The following is a 21305-nucleotide window of genomic DNA, read 5'->3' on the forward strand; positions in this document are numbered from 1 at the left end:
ACCGATACCTAGATATCGCTTATTATTTACTTGACAATCTTCTCTAAATAGGCATATAGTTACATAGTGATATTACATCACTCGTGTCTCATTAAAGTTCAAAATTCAGGGAATTGATTTATAAAGGAGATTATAGTTTATGCTTTATCGGAAACTGCAAACCGTTCTCATTCTTTTTTCTTTCATAAGTTTCGCTTCAGCAAGTGAATTAATGTATGGGACTTATATCGGTGGAACGAATTATGATTATGCCTGGGCGATGACGGTTGACCCTGATGGGAATGTATATATTACTGGAGATACTTATTCGAACGATTTTCCAACCACGAGCGGTGCGTATGACCAAACGTTTAATAGTCTCCCGGGAACGAGTGATGTTTTTGTAGTCAAACTCAATCCGAGCGGAACCGCATTACTTTACGCAACCTATCTCGGCGGAAGTCAGGATGATTATGGCTATGCGATTGCCATCGATACCGCTGGCAACGCATATATTACCGGCGCAACATATTCTGTTAATTTTCCGACTATCGCTGGATCGTATGATATCTCAATAAATAATCCGCCGGGAAATGATGACGCGTTCGTAAGTAAGCTAAATCCGTCAGGTTCTGCATTAGTATATTCAACTTATCTTGGCGGAAATAATAGCGACCACAGTTGGGGTATCGCAGTAGATAATGCCGGAAATGCGTATGTAACTGGCGTAACGAAATCAACGAATTTCCCAACAACGGCTGGCGCCTATGACCAGACGCATAACGGGAATATGGATATTTTTGTTACCAAACTGAATAATAGTGGGACTGCATTGAGTTATTCGACATTTATCGGCGGAACCGGTAATGAAGCTGGATACGCTATAACGCTTGATACCGTTGGAAACGCGTATATTGCTGGCGCAACTAATTCTTCGAATTATCCGACTACCAGTGAAGCGATTGACCGGTCATATAACGGCGGTGGCGGCGATGGATGCTTGAGTATCCTGAATCCGACTGGTTCTTCATTGCTTCGGTCAACCTATCTCGGCGGAACAGAGTATGATGCAGCGTTTAATGTTCGGGTAGCAAATAGCGGAAATATCTATCTCGTCGGAATGACACAATCCGTTGATTTCCCAACCAAGCAAGGGTCGTTTGATGTAACCTTCAATGGAGTTGCAGATATTTTTGTCACCAAATTAAATGCTTCGGTTTCAACTGTGTTTTATTCAACCTATCTCGGCGGAACGAATGATGAACAGGGTTGGGGTTTAGCGCTCGATAATCAAGAAAATGCTTATATCACCGGGTATACTGCTGGACTGAATTTTCCGACTACCGTTGATGCGTATGATAGAACTTATAACGGCGGCACTTCTGATATTATCCTTAGTAAACTCAATACCGATGGAACCGCATTAGTTTATTCAACATTCATTGGCGGAAGTGGTAATGAGGTAGAAATCGGACTTGGCATTGGACTTGATAAATACGGAAACGCATATATCGCTGGACCAACAAGTTCAACGGATTTTCCAACTACAAATGGTGCGTATGATACAACCTACACCGGACTTGGCGATGTATATGCTATTAAAGTAAGTGTGGTTNCGAGTATAGACCGAGCGATTTATAGCGATATTAATAACAACAGTCTAGTTGACCAAGGGGATACGATTACATTACAATTCGATAATCGGATGCGGGTTAATACCGCATCGACATCAAGTTTTTATCTACCGGTTGCTGGAGATAGCTTGGGTTCCGGAGCAACGGTTTCGGTTAATACTGCAAACGATACCCAAGTTATAATAACCCTCGGTTTAGGAGCGAAATTGCAGATTAATGGCATATTTTCGATGAACACGGTTACCGCTGGTGCACCATCCGGTATAGATATATCGGCAACAATGCCACAGAATGCGATTGAAGATATCGGCGGCACCGACGCGGTTGATGGCGGAATTCTAGGTATAAATGATTCTGGCGTAGATATATTAAATGCAGTGAGTAATAAAGTAACAGCGATAATAGCGGCAAATGGTGGAATGGCAAATGTGGCTACTACTATCAATGATTATTATCAGAAACATAAACTGGTTATCCCCGCCGGGTCATTACCAACGAATACAACCATTACTGCCGGAAAGCCCGGCAATAATTTTGGATATTTATCAGCGGTATCGTTTAGTCCCGCAACGTTATCATTCGACTCCAGTAAACCGGCAACGGTAGTTATTGAATATAAAGATGCGGATATCCGCCGAGAATTGGGATATCTCGAGCAGGGAATGCGCATTCATCAATGGAAAGATACTCAGCAAAAATGGATACAGATTCCACAGACGGTTGGTTTACAAGTAATTGACACCGTAAATAAAACCGTTGCAATAAAAATTAATCGAATGAATATGGTTGATGCTACCGGCAATTTTGATTTTGCTGCGAATACAACTATTGTCTATGCAAATATCGCTATTCCAACGGTAGGCGCAAAAACCGCGGTTGTCCTGCCGGCACCAGCATTCAAAGATTATTTCGGATTCGACGCAGTTTTAGCTGAAGAGACAGAAAGTTTTAACTTTGAAAAGTTATCTACTCTAACCTCAAGTTGGGTAGAAAAAAATGATGATATACTCTATTTTACTGCAGGTACATCCGTTACGATAACAATCGGAACGGCCGGAATGTATACCAAACATAAATTAGTTTTAACGAATTATACAACTGCATATTCTGGTACGACGGTAATATTAACACAAGTTGGCGCTGGTGAAACCTATGACTGGCCAAATCATGCGATACTTAAAATCATCACGCTAGGAACCATAACTACTTCAGCGAAACTAACTATGGAATATAAGGACTATACTGATCCGAACGGACAGTTTACGAACGATGTGCTTAATGGTTACGAACCGCAACTGCGACTCTACCGATGGCGGACAGATTTAGGAACCTGGGAGAAACTCGCTGAACCGCAATCAGTGAATCGAACTCAAAATACCGTTACGGCAACTTTATCGGATATAACCATTGCGCAGATTTATGCCGTCGGGATTGATACCGCGGTTTTGCCAGGATTTATCAATAGTTATGGCGCATTTACCATAAGTAGTGATATTTCAAAATGGTATCTTGAGAAATACGGTGATGCAAGTTCGCCGGGAACACTAACTTGGTTAAGTAATTATTCTGGGCAACCGGGAGTACTTAAACTCCAGCAAGCGCCGGGGCAAAAAGGGAAACTTACCCAACTCTTCTCTATTCCTAGTACTGGTTGGTATACCGCTACAGTTAAAGTCGCAACAGATATACCTGATGTTTCAAAACAGCAGAAAGTATATTTATATTTGCAGGAGTTATCCAGCGATAGTTCAATTATTGCAACCGCAAATCAGGTTTTAGCGCCAGGGTCAGGTGCGTTTATCGGAGCAGGTATCTGGCGGAATTTAGAAATCTCGTTCTATTTACATAGCGGATTCGCTGGAGTACAGGTGGTTGGCATCAATCCATCCAGCGGAGTAAATGGTAGTTTATATATCGATGATATTTGGGTTACTGCCGGATCCATGCAACCAACGAATACTATATCCATAAATAACGCAAGTTTCACTTCTAACACCAGCGGATGGCTCTTTCAGATTTATGGCGATGCGACTTCTGCAGGAACTTGGAGTTGGATTAGTGGTTGGAGTGGTCAAACCGGAGTTCTGAAAGGAATCCAAGCCGGAGGACAAAAAGCGAAAATCAGCCAGTTGTTCAGTTTGTTCAATACGGATAATAGCGCCCTCGCGTCGGTTTGGGTATATAGCGCAGCAACGTCAAAATCTAATACCCAAAAAATATATGTATATGTTTATAGTCAGGATGCGGGATATACCAAAATCATCGAAAGCGCTAACGCTATACTCCAACCCGGGAAATGGAATCAGGGCAGCTGGCAGCAACTCCAGTTTGGTTATATTCCATCAACAAATTATAATGCCCTACAACTCGTTGCGATTAATCCTTCTGGAAAACCAACCCAATCGATTTATTTCGACACTGTTGAAATAAAACAGGATTAGAAAAAGCAGTGGCTGCCTGCATGCGGTAATCGTCTGATAAGCGCAGCAGTGTTTATGCTTAGAGAATATTTATTTTAGTGATTCTCAGCGGTCAGCAGAGTCTTTATTAACTATTTCTCGCGACTTTCGACCAGAATCTGTAGGAGTTCTAATTCTTCCTTATCAAACCAAATCAATTTGCAGGAATAACAGCGGTCAATAACAATAAAATATTGTAACGTGTACGGCATTCGCACCATTTCAGTTTTACATTTCGGACATGTGATTGCTGGGAATGCGGCAGTGACTAAGTCGGATAATTTCATCGTTTTAACCGCTCGACTTAATAGCCATTGCCGGGTAGATGCTTTTGCTTTCAATTTCAATTCTTCAGAAAACTGTTTCTCTTCTCGCGCAAATATACGAAATAGATTCTGTTCTTCAACCAGTGTTCCGCCACAAAAATGACATCGGTTAACCTGTGTTCCTTCATAATCAATTTTCGTTAACGATTGTCGGCATTTCGGGCATTGATATGGAGACAACAGTTTCCCTTCCAATCGTAATCTAAATAAGTCGGATAATACGGGGTCGGTTCCTGCTCTAATTAGTTGACCCTGTTTATCCCGACTAACCCAGCTTTCTGGAGTAATAAAAGGATTCGAAGTGAGTTGTAATGCGGTGAACGGACCTTGCCATTGGTTTGATTCCGTTCGTACCCACCACGTGGTCTCCGATACTGAAGAAGGCATCTCTCCTTTTTCTGGCTGGATGGGAAACCCAGTCCCAACCTGTCGTTGGAATACACTAAAATCTGCTTTCCCAAGATTTAACAGAATTTCTAATCGCTTTGATACCGGTGGATGGGTTGAAAAGAGATTCGCAAACCAGTTCTCGCTGGATTCTAACTCTGTATCTTCCGCGGGGAGAATGAATATCGGAGAGAGAGTACTGTCGGTATATCCAATTCCGCGCCATGAAGTTGAAACTTTATATAACGCTTCAGCAAGCGATAGCGGGTCGCGAGTTAACTCGACTGCGGTTGCATCCGCGAGATATTCCCGCTGGCGGGAAATGAGCGTGTTTAACAGCATCGTCCCGAGGGTTATCAGCCAGAGAACCGGAATGATTAAAAATGGTGCGAATCCGCGTTGATTATTGATGCGGAAAATATATCTATCCTGGTCGCCAAGTTCATCCGCTGCAGTTTCAACTGCGGTTAATATCTGCGCATATACCGCAAATAATGAACAAGCGATAGTTACCAGCAACGCATCTTTATTAACGATATGCGCCATTTCATGCGCGAGCACCGCTTCTAACTGTCGGCGGTTCATCCGTGCAAGTAATCCTTCGGTTACACCTAGCACCGCGTTCCCGCGAAAATCGCTAACTGCAAACGCGTTTACCGCAACTGTCGGCAGCACCATCCCGCGGATGTTTTTTGCAGTGCTACCAGTAGCGATTTTAAGTTCTTCAATAATATTCTTCATCCGTTCATGGTATCGGTCAGAAGTATCTAGTTCTTGCGCTTTAAGTCCCGTTAAAATACGAGTCATTCCATCGGAAACCGAAAATAACCAATGGATTACCGCTGCACTTATTGCGAATATGAACGACCAGAAGAAGATTGATAGAAATCGGAATTGAAATGCAGTTTCTCGTTCTTCTATGGAGTATATCACAAAAACGAGTTGGAATATGGCTGTTAGAATGAAGAAGCCAACAAAATAAAAAAGAAATAATACTATAAATAGCAGAACCGTTTTTTTCGTCCGCTGTTCTTTAATATCCAAATGCGTAAAGGACATAACCAAATCTTACCACGAAAACACGACGTTTGAAAAGTTTAAAAATGGTTGACCGCTTTCCGCATTATCCCTTATCATTATTCGGAGTATTAGCTAGTCAAGGAGGAATCTCTCTATGCCGAAAAAGAAATATGAGCTCCATGTCATCTCGCAAACCCATTGGGATCGCGAATGGCGATATTCATTGCAAAAGACCCGATTTTATCTAGTAGAAATGCTTGATTCGTTGCTGGATATTATGGAATCAAATCCGGACTATAAATATTACCATCTTGATTCGCAAACTATCCTATTGGAAGATTATTTATTAGTTCGTCCGGAGAATAAAGAACGAATTAAATCGCTCGTGCAATCCGGTCGGTTATTTATCGGTCCCTGGTATACCTTGCCCGACCAATTCTTAGTTTCCGGCGAATCGTTAGTCCGTAATCTATTAATTGGACATAAACTAGCTGCAGAATTCGGGAACGTAATGAAAGTTGGATATACTCCTTTCTCTTGGGGACAAATCTCACAACTGCCGCAGATTTATGCCGGGTTCGGAATTGATACTATTCTATTCTATCGTGGAGTAAGTAATGAACAAGCGCCGTATGCTGAATTTATTTGGGAAGGAGCGGACGGAACGAAAGTGTTAGCATCGCGATTTTCATCTTGGCCAAGGTATAACTTCTGGTATTTCGTATATCGTCGAGCGATGTTTAATCGCGAACCGTGGGACAGAGAATATCAATGGGATTCCGGCGGATTACCGTTTCGGATGAACGACCGCTGGGCTGGAATCGATGCAGATTTTGAATTGCTAGACCAGCCGATTGAGTATCATAAACGGAACCTAAAACAATGGTGCGAACAGTTGCGCGATATGCAAAAAAATGACTTCACAACCAAATATCTGGTTTGGATGAACGGACATGATAGTTCCGCTCCGCATCCATTAGAACCGAAATTGATTAATGATTGCAATAACGCGTTAGATAATGATACTGTTCTGCATAGCAATCTACCGGAATATGTCGCCAAACTAAAATCAGCAGTTAAAGACCTGGTGATGATCAAAGGTGAGATGCGGTATGGATACAAAACGCCGTCAATATCAGTGCTGTATGGTTATGTAACTTCAGCGCGAATGTACATTAAACAGATGAATACGAAAACAGAACGGATGCTGCTGAACTATGCGGAACCGGTTGCATCCTGTGCGGCGTTAATCGGTGCTAAGTATCCGAAAAGATTCCTAGATTTATCGTGGAAATATCTGCTCGGCAACCATGGCCATGACTCGATTGGCGGATGCAGTGTAGACCGGGTGCATGAAGATATGATGTATCGGTATCGTCAATCGTTAGAAATATCTGAGAATGTTTTCATTCGCGCATTTCAGCAAATAGTGAAACAAATTGATACTTCAGCTATAATAACCAAAGAACGAAAGAACACAAGAACAAAAATACAAAAAAGTAACATAGAAAATCAGGAACCGATACTGCTCGTAGCATTTAACCCCTTGCCTTTTGAACGAAAAGAACTTTTAACCGCTACGATTGATATCCCTCGAACTCGGAAATGGAAATCAATCGATATCCTTGATTTATCGACCGGTCAGAAAATGCCAATACAAACGCAAATGATTGAAACCGGATATCCTGTTTTGCAGACGATGATTGATACACCGATGATGTTCCCGACGAAACGGATTACCTGCCATTTCCAATCCGGTAGTCTTCCGTCCTGTGGATATAAAGTTTACCAGGTTCTTCTTAACGATTCAATAAAACGGAATTTCGGTACCCTAGCGACAGAACCGAATATGATGGAAAACGAGTTTCTGAAAGTAGCGCTCAATAATAACGGAACGATAACTATAACCGATAAGCAGACGGGAAATGTTTTCCCCAACCTGCATTATTTTGAAGATCGCGGAGAAGCTGGTTCACCGTGGGTGACCAAACCACCGCAAGCGGATAAAGTGTATACTTCTTTGAATCAGACTGCAGACATTATTCTCATTGAGTCCGGCCCGTTGAAAACTACCTTTGCCATTAATCTCGTATTAATGCTACCAGAATCACTAAATGAAACACAAACTGCGCGTAGTACTTCGGTCAAACCAGTTCCTATCACTTCGCTGGTCACATTATACCGAGGAAGTAAGCGAGTCGAAATAGAAACCACGGTAGATAATACGGTTGAATATCATCGTCTGCGCGTTTTGTTCCCGAGCGGCATTAAAACCGATAAACATTATGCTGACGGACAGTTTGATGTTATTGAACGTCCGATATTCAATCCGGATGATAGCGATTGGAATGAACCGTATATGCGGGAGAAACCGCAGAACCAGTTCGTGGTTCTTTCAAGCCCGAAACGAAGTCTAGCGATTATCAATGATGGAATTAAAGAATATGAGGTGATTGATGATAAAGAGCGAACCGTTGCCTTAACCCTGCTCCGTTCATTTTCATTAAAACTAGCGTTACTTGAAGAAGGCGGGGTTGATTATCGTGACCAGATGAAGGGAACGCAATGTTTAGGAAAGCAGATATATCGTTATGCGATATATCCGCATCAAGGAACCTGGGAACAGAACCGGGTCATGCAAGAAGCTATGGAGTTCAACCATCCGAGTCGGATTGCGCAATGCGGAAAAGCAATGCACCGGAAACCAGATGGATTACCGCTCTCATTAAGTTTTCTAACCATACCGAACCATACCGTTCTAAGTGCATTTAAACAAGCAGAGTCCGGTGATGGATTTATTCTCCGCATTTATAATCCAACAGAAAAAGAGGTTCAAGGAATCATCGGATTGATGAAACCTATCCGGCAAGCGATGATAACCGATTTCAACGAGCAGAAGATTAGTCAACTCTCGGTAGATAAAGAAGGGAGAATACCAGTTAAACTTTCCCCGAAGAAAGTCGTATCTGTTCACCTGGTTATATAACATCAGATTAGTTTTCAGGATGGGCTCGTTCCTTCTGCTGAAACCAATATTGCGCCTAGACTATATTTATTATTTTCTGGTTCTTTCGTCCGTTTTTCTTTTGAGATAGTAATCTTATCAATCGGTGGTTTATCTGCACGCATGTACGAAATCAGCAGTTTAACACAATTTAAATTTATTTTACCAGTTAACGCAGCTTCACATAACAGTTCAAGCGCTCCCCGAACAGTATATTGTTCACTGCGATATGGCCGAGGTGATACTAATGCGTCAAACATATCGCAAACGGTCACTACTTGTAAGAGTTCATTATTCTGTTTTATTCCCCGCGGATAGCCTTTACCATTAATATATTCATGGTGTTCATAGGCAATCTGGCAACTGGTCGGGTCATGCTCGCCGAGATAATACGTCAATAGAATACAACCATAAACCGCATGTTCCCGTAACCGTCGAATTTCTTGTGGGTTAAGATACTCTTGCTTTTGCAAAATTTCAAGTGGAATACAGTATTTCCCGATATCATGTCCTGGAACAACTGATGCCGCTTGTAATGAATAGCTATAATATGATTGGATATCAAATGCCATTCGCGTCGCTAATGCCGCAACAATTAATGAATGTCGATAAGTATAGAAATCATACTGTTTAAAATAATCTAAGGTTTGGATTACCACTGGGAAAATTCGCGCATGCATTAGCCGGTCAGCAATACTTCGGCATATCTCTGGGGTATCAAATATCCGATCGTACGGCGGCTGAAGAACAAAATCGCATAAATCATCCATATATTGCGGATAATCAGCAAACGTTATCGGCGGTGAATTATTCGTTCGTTTGTGCATCAGTTCATGAAAAAACTGCGGAGTTAATGGTTGTCCTGCTGAAGCGATTTTCTGATTATCCAAGTTAAAAACATCAAAACCGAGGACTAACTCTAACATGTAAACTCCTCCTATGAATTTTTAACATTCAACGGTACAATTCTGTGATATAAGTCAGGGTAGTGTAGCATATTATATAACATCTGTCTATCGGGAAATTCCTGAGTTTTTACTTCAAAAAACCTTACTTTATTTTCGCAAGGTTGACGCGATTTTCCTACAGGGTATAACAATTTCGAATATCGAATTTTCAAAATAAAGTTTTATATTGTAGATACGAGTTAACTCTTCCAAGGAAAAAGTAGATAGCGCCCCCGAGCTTGAGTTCGAAGAAAAATGGATAAGAAAATCTTAGGGTTTTAACCCCGAATCTCTTTATAAAAGACTTTCGGAGTTAAAAAACAATTATAGGCAAGAATAGCTTCTGGTAGTTGTCCATGAAGGATATACGTTGCAGCGGATAAATCATGGCCGGCAGTTTCAGCAAATGGAACAGCCACACAAATTGGAATACCAGCTGCGCGAATCGCTATCGTTCCGGATTCGCTATCTTCAAATCCGACAACATATTGATATTCCGATTTCGGTATACCAAGTTGATGTAACGCGATACTATATAAATCCCGATGCGGTTTAAGCCGGATTTCTGATGAATCTGTTGCGGTTATACAGCTATCATATACTCCCCGATAATCGCTGAATCGGTTAATCAACTCTTTTTTCTTTTTATCAGGTAGTTCCCAATCCGTTATTTGCTCTCGGATAACATTAAATACTTCAGTTAACACGATATCCGCTTCATAAGCAATAGAAGAGGTTACTACTGCAACTTTCACCGGATGCTGAACAAAATACCGACCGAGTTGCGCTAATCGCGATTTGAACCTAAACAATTCTTTTTCTTTCCATCGGGGTGATTTTGCAAGAATATGTGTAGCTAGGTAGGGATAAAATCGGGCTATATCTTCACCCAGCCATCCTTTAATCAGCGCAATGAATATTCCTACTGCCGGCATCGGTTCGATAAGTCGCTGATGGTTATTTTCAAGCACAGCACGTGCACATTCTTTTCCTCGACCAGCAGCAACTTCCATCAAAATGGTGTGATATCGCTGATAATAAATATCCAACGCTGCACGTACCTGGTCGGAAAATCGGGTGAACGCAAGGTTCTTACCGTATTTGTTCAAGAGCTTCTGTAGAAGAGACGAGGGTAACCCGTTTTTTTCTAAATACCGAGACGCACTAGCATGTTCGTCCTGATATTCTCTATAGCAAGCAAGGATTGACCGTAATTCGTTTTCTTGCAACAGTCCATCTAATCCGAACGCGGAAACTGTAGCGATAACCTCGTTCCGTCTACGTTCATCTTTCCCGAAATTGAGTGTCCAGATAACGGATTCTAGATACGCTTTTCGGAACGCTTCCGGTAGAATTTTTGTTCTATATCTTTTAATGAGATATTCGATATGTTTCGTTGTCGAATTCCCGATAATGTGCGGGTAATCTCTCTCCCTGTCGAGTCCTTGCCAGTCACGTTTATCCATGCGGTTGGTAATCCGCCGAACCATCCATTCCAAAGAATGCAAACATAACGCTTCCGTGGTCGTAGTCGTTCCATCCATATCCTTAACCACGCCAACAAGTTTTGGTAACATTCGTTTCCGTTTTCGAACCAACGGATATATTTCTACTGGAGCATAAATATACGCCGGATTTTTAACCAGAGCTAGTTCAGAATAATCTAATTTTTTGTATATTTGCTGCAATATGTTCCTGCTGTTTTTAGAAGTAATAAATTTCATAGTTAATAATTATCGCAGACGAAGCATTAATTTGCTTAAAACCATAAATCTTTGTTTAGAATTAACGATAGATTACTAATGGCAACCACCGGTTTATCCCCGATTCTAGAATTATAATATCTAGATAATATTACCATACGATTCTATGGTTTTATAATTATAATGTAAAAGATTAATGTATCAAACCCAGATTGAGTTATAGGACTTTATGCATAGTATATTGAGTCTTCACACATACACAATTTGAATTTGCTCATTGCAAAACTTCTGCTGATATAGTATACTCACTTAAGCAAAAAGTCATCTATTTTTAATAGGGATACGTTATATGGAACGGACTAACCTTTTTATTACTCGTTATTTCGACCGGATTCTTGTTATTTCAATTTTTCTTGGTGCGGTATTAATTAATGTATTTGTTCCCTATAAAATCGGGTTCCTGAATTTTTTCTATCTACCAATAATCGTTGCTGGTTACCATCTCGGGAAACGGTTTGCGGTATTAACCGCGATACTCTGCGTGCTTGTTGTTGCTTGGATAGCTGTTCTATTCCCGCAGACATTTTTTGCGGATACTGGCATGCGCCTGTATGTTATTGTTAGTTTACTTGCTTGGGCGAGTTTTTTAATTCTAACCAGCGCTGCTATGGGATATCTTTATGAAGAAAAAGAACGGAAAATTCAAGAACTACGACAGGCGTATATCGGTGTCGTTGAGATCCTCGCGAAATATCTTGAATCTTCTGACCGATATACGAAAGGGCATTCAATTCGCGTAGCGCATCTAGCGGAAGATATCGCACATATTTTGCGATTATCGAAATATGATGTGGAAAATATCCGAACTGCGGCGTTACTTCACGACATTGGAAAAACGGAAATCAGTATGGATTTGATTAATAAAGCCGCGACATTAACTTCGGCTGAAAAAGAGACTGTTAATACGCAAACTGAGAAAGGCGCGCAGTTATTATCGCTAGTCGCCGGAGTATTGAAAGAAGCGGTACCGTTAGTACTTGCACATCATAAATATTATTATACCGAAAAACAATTCGATGCGAATACGATGCAGGAAATCCCGCTCGGTGCAGCGGTTATCGCGGTTGCTGATGCGTATGATGCAATTGTTACCGACCGACCGTATCGTGCCGGGAAAGCGCCTTGGCAGGCGTATGAAGAAATTAGCAAGAATGCCGGAAAACAGTTCCATCCGCAGGTAGTAGATGCGTTACGGCAGGTTCTGGTTTCTGAAGGATTCGCTGAAGAAAAAGAACTGTAACCGAAAAGTACCTCTCCTGAACATATAAAGCCAAAAACTAAATTATATACCTAATTGCAGCACTTATTTTTTTATAAATATTATTAGGATGAGAAAGCAAACTCCGGAGTCTGGAGTTTGGGTATGAGTTCGATTTCATTTGGTGGGATGGTGGGCTTGATAAATCAAGTCACTTCTTCTTAAGCAAAAAAGAAAAGGCGGTTCTAAACCATTATATTAGAACCGCCTTTGAGAGGACAACAATAATTCGCTGAATTTGCGCTATTTGCGTTTACTTTCTATACATCGTAGTAGAGATAGAATTCGTATGGATGTGGCCGTAGCCGAACCGGGTCGATTTCATGTTTCCATTTATATTCTAGCCAGGTCTCGATAACATCTTTCGTGAATACGTCGCCTTTCAGCAAGAATTCATGGTCTTTTTCCAGCGCTTTCAGTACTTCTTCCAAACTCCCGGGAACAGATTTAACATTCTGCTTTTCTTCTGGTGGTAGATTATAAATATCTTTATCCAGTGGTGGACCGGGGTCGAGTTTATGCTGGATGCCATCAAGTCCCGCCATCAAAATTGCTGCCATCGCCAGATAGGGGTTCGAACTTGGGTCCGGACAACGATACTCAATTCGTTTCGCTTTTTCGCTCCGTAGATACATCGGGATACGACAGCAAGCGCTCCGGTTCCGTTGTGAATAAACAAGGTTAATCGGCGCTTCATATCCGGGCACCAGACGACGATATGAATTCGTAGTTGGTGCGCAGAATCCTAACAACGCCGGGCTATGTTTTAGCAACCCGCCGATAAAATATAATGCGGTTTCAGATAATTGCGCATATCCTTTCGGGCTGAAGAACATATTCTTCCCTTTTTTCCAGAGACTAACATGAACATGCATTCCGGAACCGTTATCCATAAAAATCGGTTTCGGCATAAAGGTTACAGTTAATCCGGACTTAATCGCCATGTTTTTCAGGACATATTTATACATCATCACTTTATCCGCCATCGCTTCCAGAGTATCATATTTCATATCGAATTCTCCCTGACCAGCAGTTCCAACTTCATGATGATGTACTTCAATATCAATTCCTGCTTCTATCATTTTCATTGCGACTTTCGACCGGAAATCCTGCAAACTATCCGTCGGTGGAACCGGGAAATATCCTTCTTTATACCGCGGTTTATAGCCGAGGTTCGGTTTCTCATCTCGACCGGAATTCCAAGCGCCTTCTTTTGAATCTAAGAAATAATATCCGCTATACTGGTTCTGGTCGAACCGGACATCGTTAAAAATATAGAATTCTAGTTCCGGTCCCCAGAAACTCGTATCCGCAATACCAGTAGATTCAAGATACTTTTCCGCTTTTTTAGCAATATATCGCGGGTCGCGAGTATATGGCTGGCGGGTCATTGGGTCGCGAACATCGCACATAATTGATAAGGTTGGCACCTCACAAACCGGATCAATGATCGCGGTTTTCGGGTCCGGGACTAGGAGCATATCGCTTTCCTGAATCTCCTGATACCCACGAATTGATGAACCATCGAATCCGGCGCCGTCTTCAAAAAGTGATTCATCGAGATTATGTATCGGCATACTGAAATGCTGCATCTGACCAGGTAAATCAACAAATTTTAAATCTACCATTTTCAAATCGTACTTCTTAGCTAATTCGATTACTTCTTTTGGGGTCATAGAACCTCCTTTAAATGAGATAAAAATGCTAAAATCCGAATGTCACATTGACCTCATCTGAATTCTAGCATTATTAGATTAAATTGGTATAATAATAGAGCAATCGTAATGCCAACTATATTACTCAAATACGTTAAACGGTTAAATATTTGATAAAATTATAGTTACAATATACTTAGCCTAATCCTAAATTTTTTTAACTAGATAAAAACCTCACATATTAATACATTTTTGTTAGATATACAACAAAATTGTTTGAAAACTCGTCCTCTTGCTAACCAAAAACTTTCTGAATAAAAAATAGGGTTACAATCTAGTATCAAAAAGTATCTCGATATTTATTGGTTATCGGCATCCGCCGGTCTCGACCGAACGCTCGCTGCGTTATTTTAATTCCTGGCGGCGCTTGGCGCCGTTTATATTCGCTCAAATCAACCATGCGAATAACCCGACGCACGGTTTCCGAGTCAAATCCGAGCGCAATGATTTCCTTTAGACTTTTATCTTCTTCGATATACGCTTGCAAAATCGGGTCGAGAATCTCATACGGCGGTAGCGTATCCGAATCTTTCTGGTTTGGTTTCAGTTCAGCGGTCGGCGCTTTCGTTAAAACCGAATTAGGAATAAGCTGTTTTTTAGCGACTTTATTGCGATAGCGCGATAATGCATATACGAGCGTTTTCGGAACATCTTTAATCACTGCAAACCCACCGGCCATATCGCCGTATAAGGTAGCGTATCCGGTACTCATTTCGCTTTTGTTGCCGGTGGTTAGAACCAGACAACCGAATTTATTCGATAGCGCCATCAGCAGGTTCCCGCGAATCCGCGCTTGTAAGTTCTCTTCAGTCACATCCGGTTTCTTATGTTTGAACGGTTCGGCAAGAACCGATAAGAACGCATCAAACGGCTGATGGATAGGCAGTTGGATGAACCGAATCCCGAGATTTGAAGCGAGTTTCTGCGCATCAATATAGCTTTGTTTTGAGCTATACTTTGAGGGCATAAACACGCCAGTAACATTCTTTTTCCCGAGCGCATCAACGGCAATAACCGCAACCAGACTTGAATCTATCCCGCCGGAAAGACCGATAACTACGCTTTTAAATCCATTTTTAGTTACATAATCCCGAGTTCCACAAACTAGCGCTTGATATACTTCTTCAACCGGCTTCAACAGCTTGGCGAGTTTCGGCTTAATAGGTTTTCGCTTTTTACTTGGTAGAGAAGTTGAAATTTGAATTGTTTCAATATTTGATACTTGGTTCTTAGTCTTTGGTTCATCATTGCCGATATTCAAATCGGCAATGAGCATTTCTTCTTGAAACGCTATCCCACGCGCTATCAGTTTCCCTGCCGGATTAAAAATGAGTCCTTGTCCATCAAATACAAGTTCATCCTGTCCGCCGATGAGATTATTATACACGAGATAAACCTGTTTACTTTTCGCTCGGGCAGAAAGCATTTCTGCCCGTTGCTTCGGTTTTCCCTGATGATAGGGTGAAGCGTTGATATTAACGAGCAATTCAGCGCCAGCATCCGCTTGTTCCGCCCAGGGTCCATCTTCACACCAAATATCCTCGCAGATTCCCAACCCGACTTTAATTCCGTTAATGAGAAATAGTTTATTTTGCTTTCCGGCTGTGAAATATCGTTTCTCATCGAATACCCCATAGTTCGGCAGTCGCATCTTATAATAAAGACCGGCAATCTTGCCGTTAGCGATTACCGCAGCGGCGTTATAGATGTTCTTATCCTGCCGGTCAACGAAACCAATAATAACACTTATTGAATCTTTGGTTGTTGAAGCAATTTTATCTAAATATTTGAGATTATCTTCAATAAACTGCGGTTTGAATAATAAATCTTCTGGCGGATATCCGGTCAGCGCTAGTTCCGGAAAAGCTAACAAATCTACCTGCTGGTTTTGTGCTTGTTCAATCCACGAGATAATTTTTTGTGCGTTCTCTGACAACGCACCGACCGTAACATTGATTTGAGCCAACCCAACTCTTATTGAAGGCATAGAGTATCGAATATAGCGAATGCAACGAATTAAGAAGATTCGAAACTTTCGCTCTTCTTTTCAATCGGTAAATTTGTATATTTACTATATCGGAAAGTCCCAGATTTCGTCAATAGCCACCCCAGACTAACTAGAGTCAACGAGCTGAGAGGTAAATAGCTTCAGCCATGGTTTGATAAGTCACCTCAAGGTATCAAACTCTTGACTCTAGTTTATCCCATTAGATTCTGGGGTCGGGTAGAATCGTTGGTAAACCTTCATTCAAACTTTTTCTTTACATCCCCAGCATTTCTCGATACACTATTTGACTAAATTCATCCCTTGATTAACCAGAAACTGAATTCGGAATAAGGATGAACGAGCTCGAGCTCGTTCATCCTTGTTCCGTTATAAAACTGGGTTCAAAATAAGTAAGGGAGAACAAATTCAAACGCTACTTTGGGGAAATATGGATGCGATAGCCAAACGGAACTATAATGCGCTGCGAACCTTCTATTTTTTCTTTTACATCAGCGTTGCTGCGGTGTCACCGTATATTAATCTCTATTTCAAAAAAATCGGGTTAACCGGAACGCAAATCGGAACGATTGCCGCTGCTGGACCGGTAGTTATTCTATTCGCTCAACCGCTCTGGGGTTTTGTTGCGGATAAAACCAAACAGGCGCGCCAGCTGTTATCCTTCGCTATCCTCATGGCGATGATAACTAATATATTCTTCATATTCTTCCAGAATTTTGCTGCGTTAATTCTGGTTTCTATTATTTTCACGTTTTTCAGCACGCCAATTATTCCCCTTGCAGATACTGCTGCGCTCGAATTCGTAGGCTCAAATAAATTAAGTTATGGGAAAATTCGACTCTGGGGTTCGGTCGGATTCGCTGCGTTCGTAACCTTAATTGGGAAAGTAACGCACAATTTTGGATTGCTCTGGATATTTCCAATCTATGCGTTCGTAATGGTGATTAATGTTATCCTTTCATTTCGTATTCCCAAATATCAGTCACATTTAGAATATCGGTTCATCCATGGGTTAACAATTCTACGGAAAAACCATCGGTTCATTTTATTTCTCCTTGGCGTATTTCTTTTAATGGCAACCGGAACCGCAAACGTTGTCTATTTCGGGATATATATTGACCAGCTCGGTGGAAGTACTACCTTGCTCGGATTCGCTTGGATGATTGCTGCGATATCAGAAATCCCGATATTCCTTTATGCAGATAAAATTTTTCAGAAAGTAAATCCGTTACAATGTTTAATCGCCGCAGCCGTTGCTTCTATGTTTCGCTGGTATGTATATACCCTAATAACCAATCCAATTCTGTTGATTTTCTTGCAACCATTGCATGCGGTTGGGTTTGGTTGCTATTATCTTGGAGCGATTCATTTCATTCGGCAGGAAAGCCCGCCTGGGTGGATGGCAACTGGACAAACGTTATTCTGGGCAGTAGCGTTCGGGTTATCCGCAATAACCGGTAGTTTTTTCGGCGGCGTGATTTATCAGAAGTATCATAGCGTCGCTGCAGTATATGCTATCGCAAGTATCGTTGCGTTCGTTTCCGCCATATTATTCCTGCTCGCAACGAAAATACATAAGCAGAATAATGATGTATTAAGAGAAACTGGTTAAAACTTTACATTCTCCATTCTTCAGATTATCAATTATTCATAGATTACGATTCGTATAGGAGATATTTTGCACGTATCGGCAGAAACTGTTTGATTTCCTTTTTCCATTCCGCAAGTAAATCAGATATAGAACGATGTTTATCAATCGCTAACCGGACTTTATCTGTTCCGAGCAATAAATCGAAGAAATAGTTCTCATATTTAATCCACTGGAATTTTTCAGGGAACATATCATGGATAGTTTTAACGACATACAACCCAATCATCGGCGCATTAAATGTATTCCGGTCAAGGATATGGGTCTGTATCCCGTTGCAGAGTTCGCCTTTATACTTGCTATAATGCGGTGTGAAATAGGTCGGGCGGAACCGAACCGCAGGTAAGTCAAGTTTGTTCAGTTCAGCAGCTAATGCTTCCGCATCAATCCACGGTGCACCAATCCATTCAAACGGTCGGGTCGTCCCTCGTCCTTCAGAAACATTGATCCCTTCGATAAAACATAGACCGGGAAAAACTAGTGCAGTATCAACGGTTGGCATATTCGGTGAAGGTGGAATAAACTGCAGACCAGTTTCATCGAACCATTGCGACCGACGCCATCCTACCATTTTAACCACGGTTAACTCAGCGTTAATCGGATTCTGCGGATTCGGCATCTCGTGGTTATAATATTCTGCTAATTCACCGAGCGTCATTCCGTGCCGTATCGGAATCGGGCTACTCCCGACGAAAGAAGAAAATCTCATATCCAGAATATTCCCTTCAACCGCAAGACCGGTTATCGGGTTCGGTCGATCGAGAACAAGCAGTTTCTTGCCATTTTCTTTCACCGCTTCCAATGCGAGCAGCAAGGTCGAAATGAACGTATAGAATCGCGCACCAGCATCTTGAATATCAAAAATGAGAATATCAACCTCGTTCAGCATTTCCGGAGACGGTTTCCGATTCGTTCCATACAGCGAATATACCGGCAATCCGGTTCTTGCATCGGTATAACTATCTACCTTTTCCCCTTCTTTCGCTGCAGCTCGAAATCCATGTTCCGGCGCAAAAATGCTGGTAATTTTCATCCCAGCTTTTAACAATAAATCAATATTCAACTCAAGCGATTTATTTACTCCCGTCGTATTGGTTATAATTCCAACCCGACTTCCTTTAACCAGCTTCAGTTTCTTTTCTAAAAGAACATCTAATCCTGTTTTTACCATAGATTTCCTTTCATAAAATATTAAGTTATAATGTCACATAAACACTTCATACATTTAAACTTGAAAGTATATGTTAAGTATTGGGGCTCATTCGACATTGTGATTTTGCCATTAGATACTATCTATCTTGTCTTTTCTCGAGTCTACCTTTAATTCTTCTGTAATAATCTTTTCTAGCTTATGCTATTCTTCAACTATCTTCTGTCGGTCAAAATAGTCCTGATTCGCTATCAGCTGATTCTTTTGAGTCGCAATTTGCCCAGCTCGATTCCAACACCAAACGACCATAAAAAGGTAATAAGCAACCACTATCGTTCTCCCTGAAAACGGAGTAAGTAGGTCTATATAACCAAAGAAAACGGTCGATAGCAGGATAAGCGAAAGTAATAACCAAATTATTCCTGAAGTATACGCTCCAGCATAAATATGGCCTAGCCCTGGAACAATACTGAACCATTTAGCTAGCGTAGGCGATTTTATTCTAGGTTTGAATCCTAAATTCATATTCTATCAAGCTCTAAATCCAAAATCTAAATATCAAAACAATAACATCAAAAAAAACGAAAAGACTAAAAAACGAATAAACCCTATCTAAGATAAATAATGTTTTTGTCTCTTGGTGTCTTTGTGTCTTGGTGGTAGAATAGTTTTATTTTATACAATCTATCTTCGCTATTCGTCTTTTCCGAGCATTTTTTTCATTTCTTCAACTCGTTTGGTTTCATCAGCATATTTTCGGGATTCGAAATATTGTTGATTCGCCTGGGTCGCATTTCGTTCCGTGGCAAGCCGGGATGATTGAATCATGCACCAAACAACAATTAAGATATAGATAGAGACAATAATTAGTTTATTCCAGTCAGTAACTTTAATATTGGTATATTCTACATAAACGAGGGAAAGCAATCCTTGACTGATGATTAACCAAATGAACCCTGCAGGATACGCTCCGACATAAATATGGCCAAGACCGGGGATGAAACTTAATATTCGGGCAACCGTCGTTGATTTTCGTTCATCCATAAAATATAAAATATCTCCAGATTTTCCTATATTGTAGTGTTGTTGGCTATTATAGCATATAAGCTGGTGGGAGACGACGCCATTTCGCTGAAAGGGTAACTAATTGGTTAACTTCAGCTATTGTTGCCGGAGGGACGTTTGCTTGTTCAGCAATGCGGCTCGTATCCCAACGATGTTCAAGCCCGAATAGAATTATATCCAGTTGCGTATACGGTATGCCGAGTGCATATTCGTCAGTTATCCCTGGAAGTAAATCAGGACTAGGCGGTTTTTCAATAATTTCTTTAGGAACCTGTATATATTCAGCTATTTGACGAACTTGGGTTTTGTATAATCCCAGAATCGGCATAAAATCAGCAGCGCTATCCCCATATTGAACAAAGAAACCTGTCATCCATTCACTGCGATTTGCGGTACCGGCAACCAGATAATTCATTTTCTCTGCGTATAGATAACATACCACCATCCTTAGCCGATGTTTACTTCGATAAAACGCTATACTCTTATTCATTTCATCATTCGTTCCACCAGCGAGACTATAGACAAACGGAGATTGCTTGAATTCAGAGGTAAATTGGGTATGTTTCTTTTGCGCATATCGTTCCTGTATCTTGCGGGGAATACATAATGTCGGAGGGATTAAACGGTAGATACCGAGTTTGCGTAATGGCTGGGTTAACCGGATAATTTTATACGCAATACCGAGTTGAATAGCAAATTGTTTTGCGTGAACCACCGCAGAACGCGGAGTATGCCGTTCTGGTAAGATTAATGCGAAAACTCGAGTTTTCCCGAGACTGCGAACACATAATCCGGCTACAACAGCAGAATCTAATCCACCACTTAACCCAACAACTACCCCAGCACGGTTAGCCTGTTGAACTTGCTGGTGAATAAACTGTTCTAATTGCGAACAAACCTCAGCAACATTTATCTGCAATGGAGAAAAATTATTCACATTTCCAA

At 41.1% G+C, this 21305-nt stretch carries 13 protein-coding genes; 4 read left to right on the forward strand and 9 right to left on the reverse strand.

Translation table 11 applies throughout. From position 1 onward, the window contains the following. Positions 1-139 precede the first annotated feature (139 nt). A complete protein-coding gene (locus N3A72_01435) occupies positions 140-4054 on the forward strand; it encodes an SBBP repeat-containing protein (protein MCX7918272.1) in 3915 nt (1304 codons plus the stop codon). Between the two features lie 110 nt (positions 4055-4164). Here the strand turns inward: N3A72_01435 and N3A72_01440 are convergent, their stop codons facing one another. Beyond that, positions 4165-5844: a zinc metalloprotease HtpX gene (locus N3A72_01440; protein ID MCX7918273.1), complete on the reverse strand. Its 1680-nt coding sequence runs from the start codon at positions 5842-5844 to the stop codon at positions 4165-4167. 115 nt (positions 5845-5959) lie between these two features. Here N3A72_01440 and N3A72_01445 point away from each other — a divergent pair, with 115 nt between their 5' ends. Further along, positions 5960-8791 (forward strand): glycosyl hydrolase-related protein, encoded by a 2832-nt coding sequence (locus tag N3A72_01445; GenBank protein MCX7918274.1) that lies wholly within the window; start codon positions 5960-5962, stop codon positions 8789-8791. A gap of 14 nt (positions 8792-8805) precedes the next feature. Here the strand turns inward: N3A72_01445 and N3A72_01450 are convergent, their stop codons facing one another. Then, positions 8806-9735, reverse strand: coding sequence for an HD domain-containing protein (locus N3A72_01450; protein MCX7918275.1), 930 nt, complete (start codon positions 9733-9735; stop codon positions 8806-8808). Between the two features lie 299 nt (positions 9736-10034). Continuing rightward, positions 10035-11480, reverse strand: a complete 1446-nt coding sequence (locus tag N3A72_01455) for a hypothetical protein (GenBank protein MCX7918276.1) — start codon at positions 11478-11480, stop codon at positions 10035-10037. 328 nt (positions 11481-11808) lie between these two features. On the opposite strand from N3A72_01455, the gene N3A72_01460 reads away from it, so the two are divergent. Further along, complete coding sequence (locus tag N3A72_01460) at positions 11809-12759, forward strand: HD domain-containing protein (protein ID MCX7918277.1); 951 nt, start codon at positions 11809-11811, stop codon at positions 12757-12759. A 278-nt stretch (positions 12760-13037) separates the two neighbouring features. Here the strand turns inward: N3A72_01460 and glnA are convergent, their stop codons facing one another. Then, the gene (glnA, locus tag N3A72_01465; protein ID MCX7918278.1) at positions 13038-14453 is read right to left on the reverse strand and encodes a type I glutamate--ammonia ligase; all 1416 of its coding nucleotides are present in this window, start codon (positions 14451-14453) and stop codon (positions 13038-13040) included. A 319-nt stretch (positions 14454-14772) separates the two neighbouring features. Continuing rightward, positions 14773-16479 carry an NAD+ synthase gene (locus tag N3A72_01470; GenBank protein MCX7918279.1) on the reverse strand — a complete coding sequence of 569 codons (1707 nt, stop codon included), beginning with the start codon at positions 16477-16479 and terminating at the stop codon, positions 14773-14775. A 448-nt stretch (positions 16480-16927) separates the two neighbouring features. Here N3A72_01470 and N3A72_01475 point away from each other — a divergent pair, with 448 nt between their 5' ends. After that, entirely contained in the window at positions 16928-18109 is a 1182-nt protein-coding gene (locus tag N3A72_01475; GenBank protein MCX7918280.1) for an MFS transporter, read from the forward strand. A gap of 43 nt (positions 18110-18152) precedes the next feature. Here the strand turns inward: N3A72_01475 and N3A72_01480 are convergent, their stop codons facing one another. From N3A72_01480 to nadE, 4 genes are all read right to left on the reverse strand, one after another. Continuing rightward, positions 18153-19316, reverse strand: a complete 1164-nt coding sequence (locus N3A72_01480; protein ID MCX7918281.1) for a DUF1343 domain-containing protein — start codon at positions 19314-19316, stop codon at positions 18153-18155. A 183-nt stretch (positions 19317-19499) separates the two neighbouring features. Continuing rightward, complete coding sequence (locus N3A72_01485; protein MCX7918282.1) at positions 19500-19820, reverse strand: hypothetical protein; 321 nt, start codon at positions 19818-19820, stop codon at positions 19500-19502. A 168-nt stretch (positions 19821-19988) separates the two neighbouring features. Further along, on the reverse strand, positions 19989-20339 hold the full coding sequence (locus tag N3A72_01490; GenBank protein ID MCX7918283.1) for a hypothetical protein: 351 nt from the start codon (positions 20337-20339) through the stop codon (positions 19989-19991). 49 nt (positions 20340-20388) lie between these two features. Next, the gene (gene nadE, locus N3A72_01495) at positions 20389-21297 is read right to left on the reverse strand and encodes an NAD(+) synthase (protein MCX7918284.1); all 909 of its coding nucleotides are present in this window, start codon (positions 21295-21297) and stop codon (positions 20389-20391) included. Positions 21298-21305: the final 8 nt, after the last annotated feature.

Source organism: bacterium (assembly GCA_026416715.1).
Taxonomy (GTDB): Bacteria; UBP4; UBA4092; order JAOAEQ01; family JAOAEQ01; genus JAOAEQ01.

Bases quoted from the DNA above. Each gene is read 5' to 3' on its own strand.
- N3A72_01470 (MCX7918279.1), bottom strand. From the start codon at position 16,479: ATGCCTTCAATAAGAGTTGGGTTGGCTCAAATCAATGTTACGGTCGGT.
- glnA (MCX7918278.1), bottom strand. From the start codon at position 14,453: ATGACCCCAAAAGAAGTAATCGAATTAGCTAAGAAGTACGATTTGAAA.
- N3A72_01475 (MCX7918280.1), top strand. From the start codon at position 16,928: ATGGATGCGATAGCCAAACGGAACTATAATGCGCTGCGAACCTTCTAT.
- N3A72_01445 (MCX7918274.1), top strand. From the start codon at position 5,960: ATGCCGAAAAAGAAATATGAGCTCCATGTCATCTCGCAAACCCATTGG.
- N3A72_01490 (MCX7918283.1), bottom strand. From the start codon at position 20,339: ATGGATGAACGAAAATCAACGACGGTTGCCCGAATATTAAGTTTCATC.
- N3A72_01440 (MCX7918273.1), bottom strand. From the start codon at position 5,844: ATGTCCTTTACGCATTTGGATATTAAAGAACAGCGGACGAAAAAAACG.
- N3A72_01480 (MCX7918281.1), bottom strand. From the start codon at position 19,316: ATGGTAAAAACAGGATTAGATGTTCTTTTAGAAAAGAAACTGAAGCTG.
- N3A72_01460 (MCX7918277.1), top strand. From the start codon at position 11,809: ATGGAACGGACTAACCTTTTTATTACTCGTTATTTCGACCGGATTCTT.
- N3A72_01485 (MCX7918282.1), bottom strand. From the start codon at position 19,820: ATGAATTTAGGATTCAAACCTAGAATAAAATCGCCTACGCTAGCTAAA.
- N3A72_01450 (MCX7918275.1), bottom strand. From the start codon at position 9,735: ATGTTAGAGTTAGTCCTCGGTTTTGATGTTTTTAACTTGGATAATCAG.
- N3A72_01455 (MCX7918276.1), bottom strand. From the start codon at position 11,480: ATGAAATTTATTACTTCTAAAAACAGCAGGAACATATTGCAGCAAATA.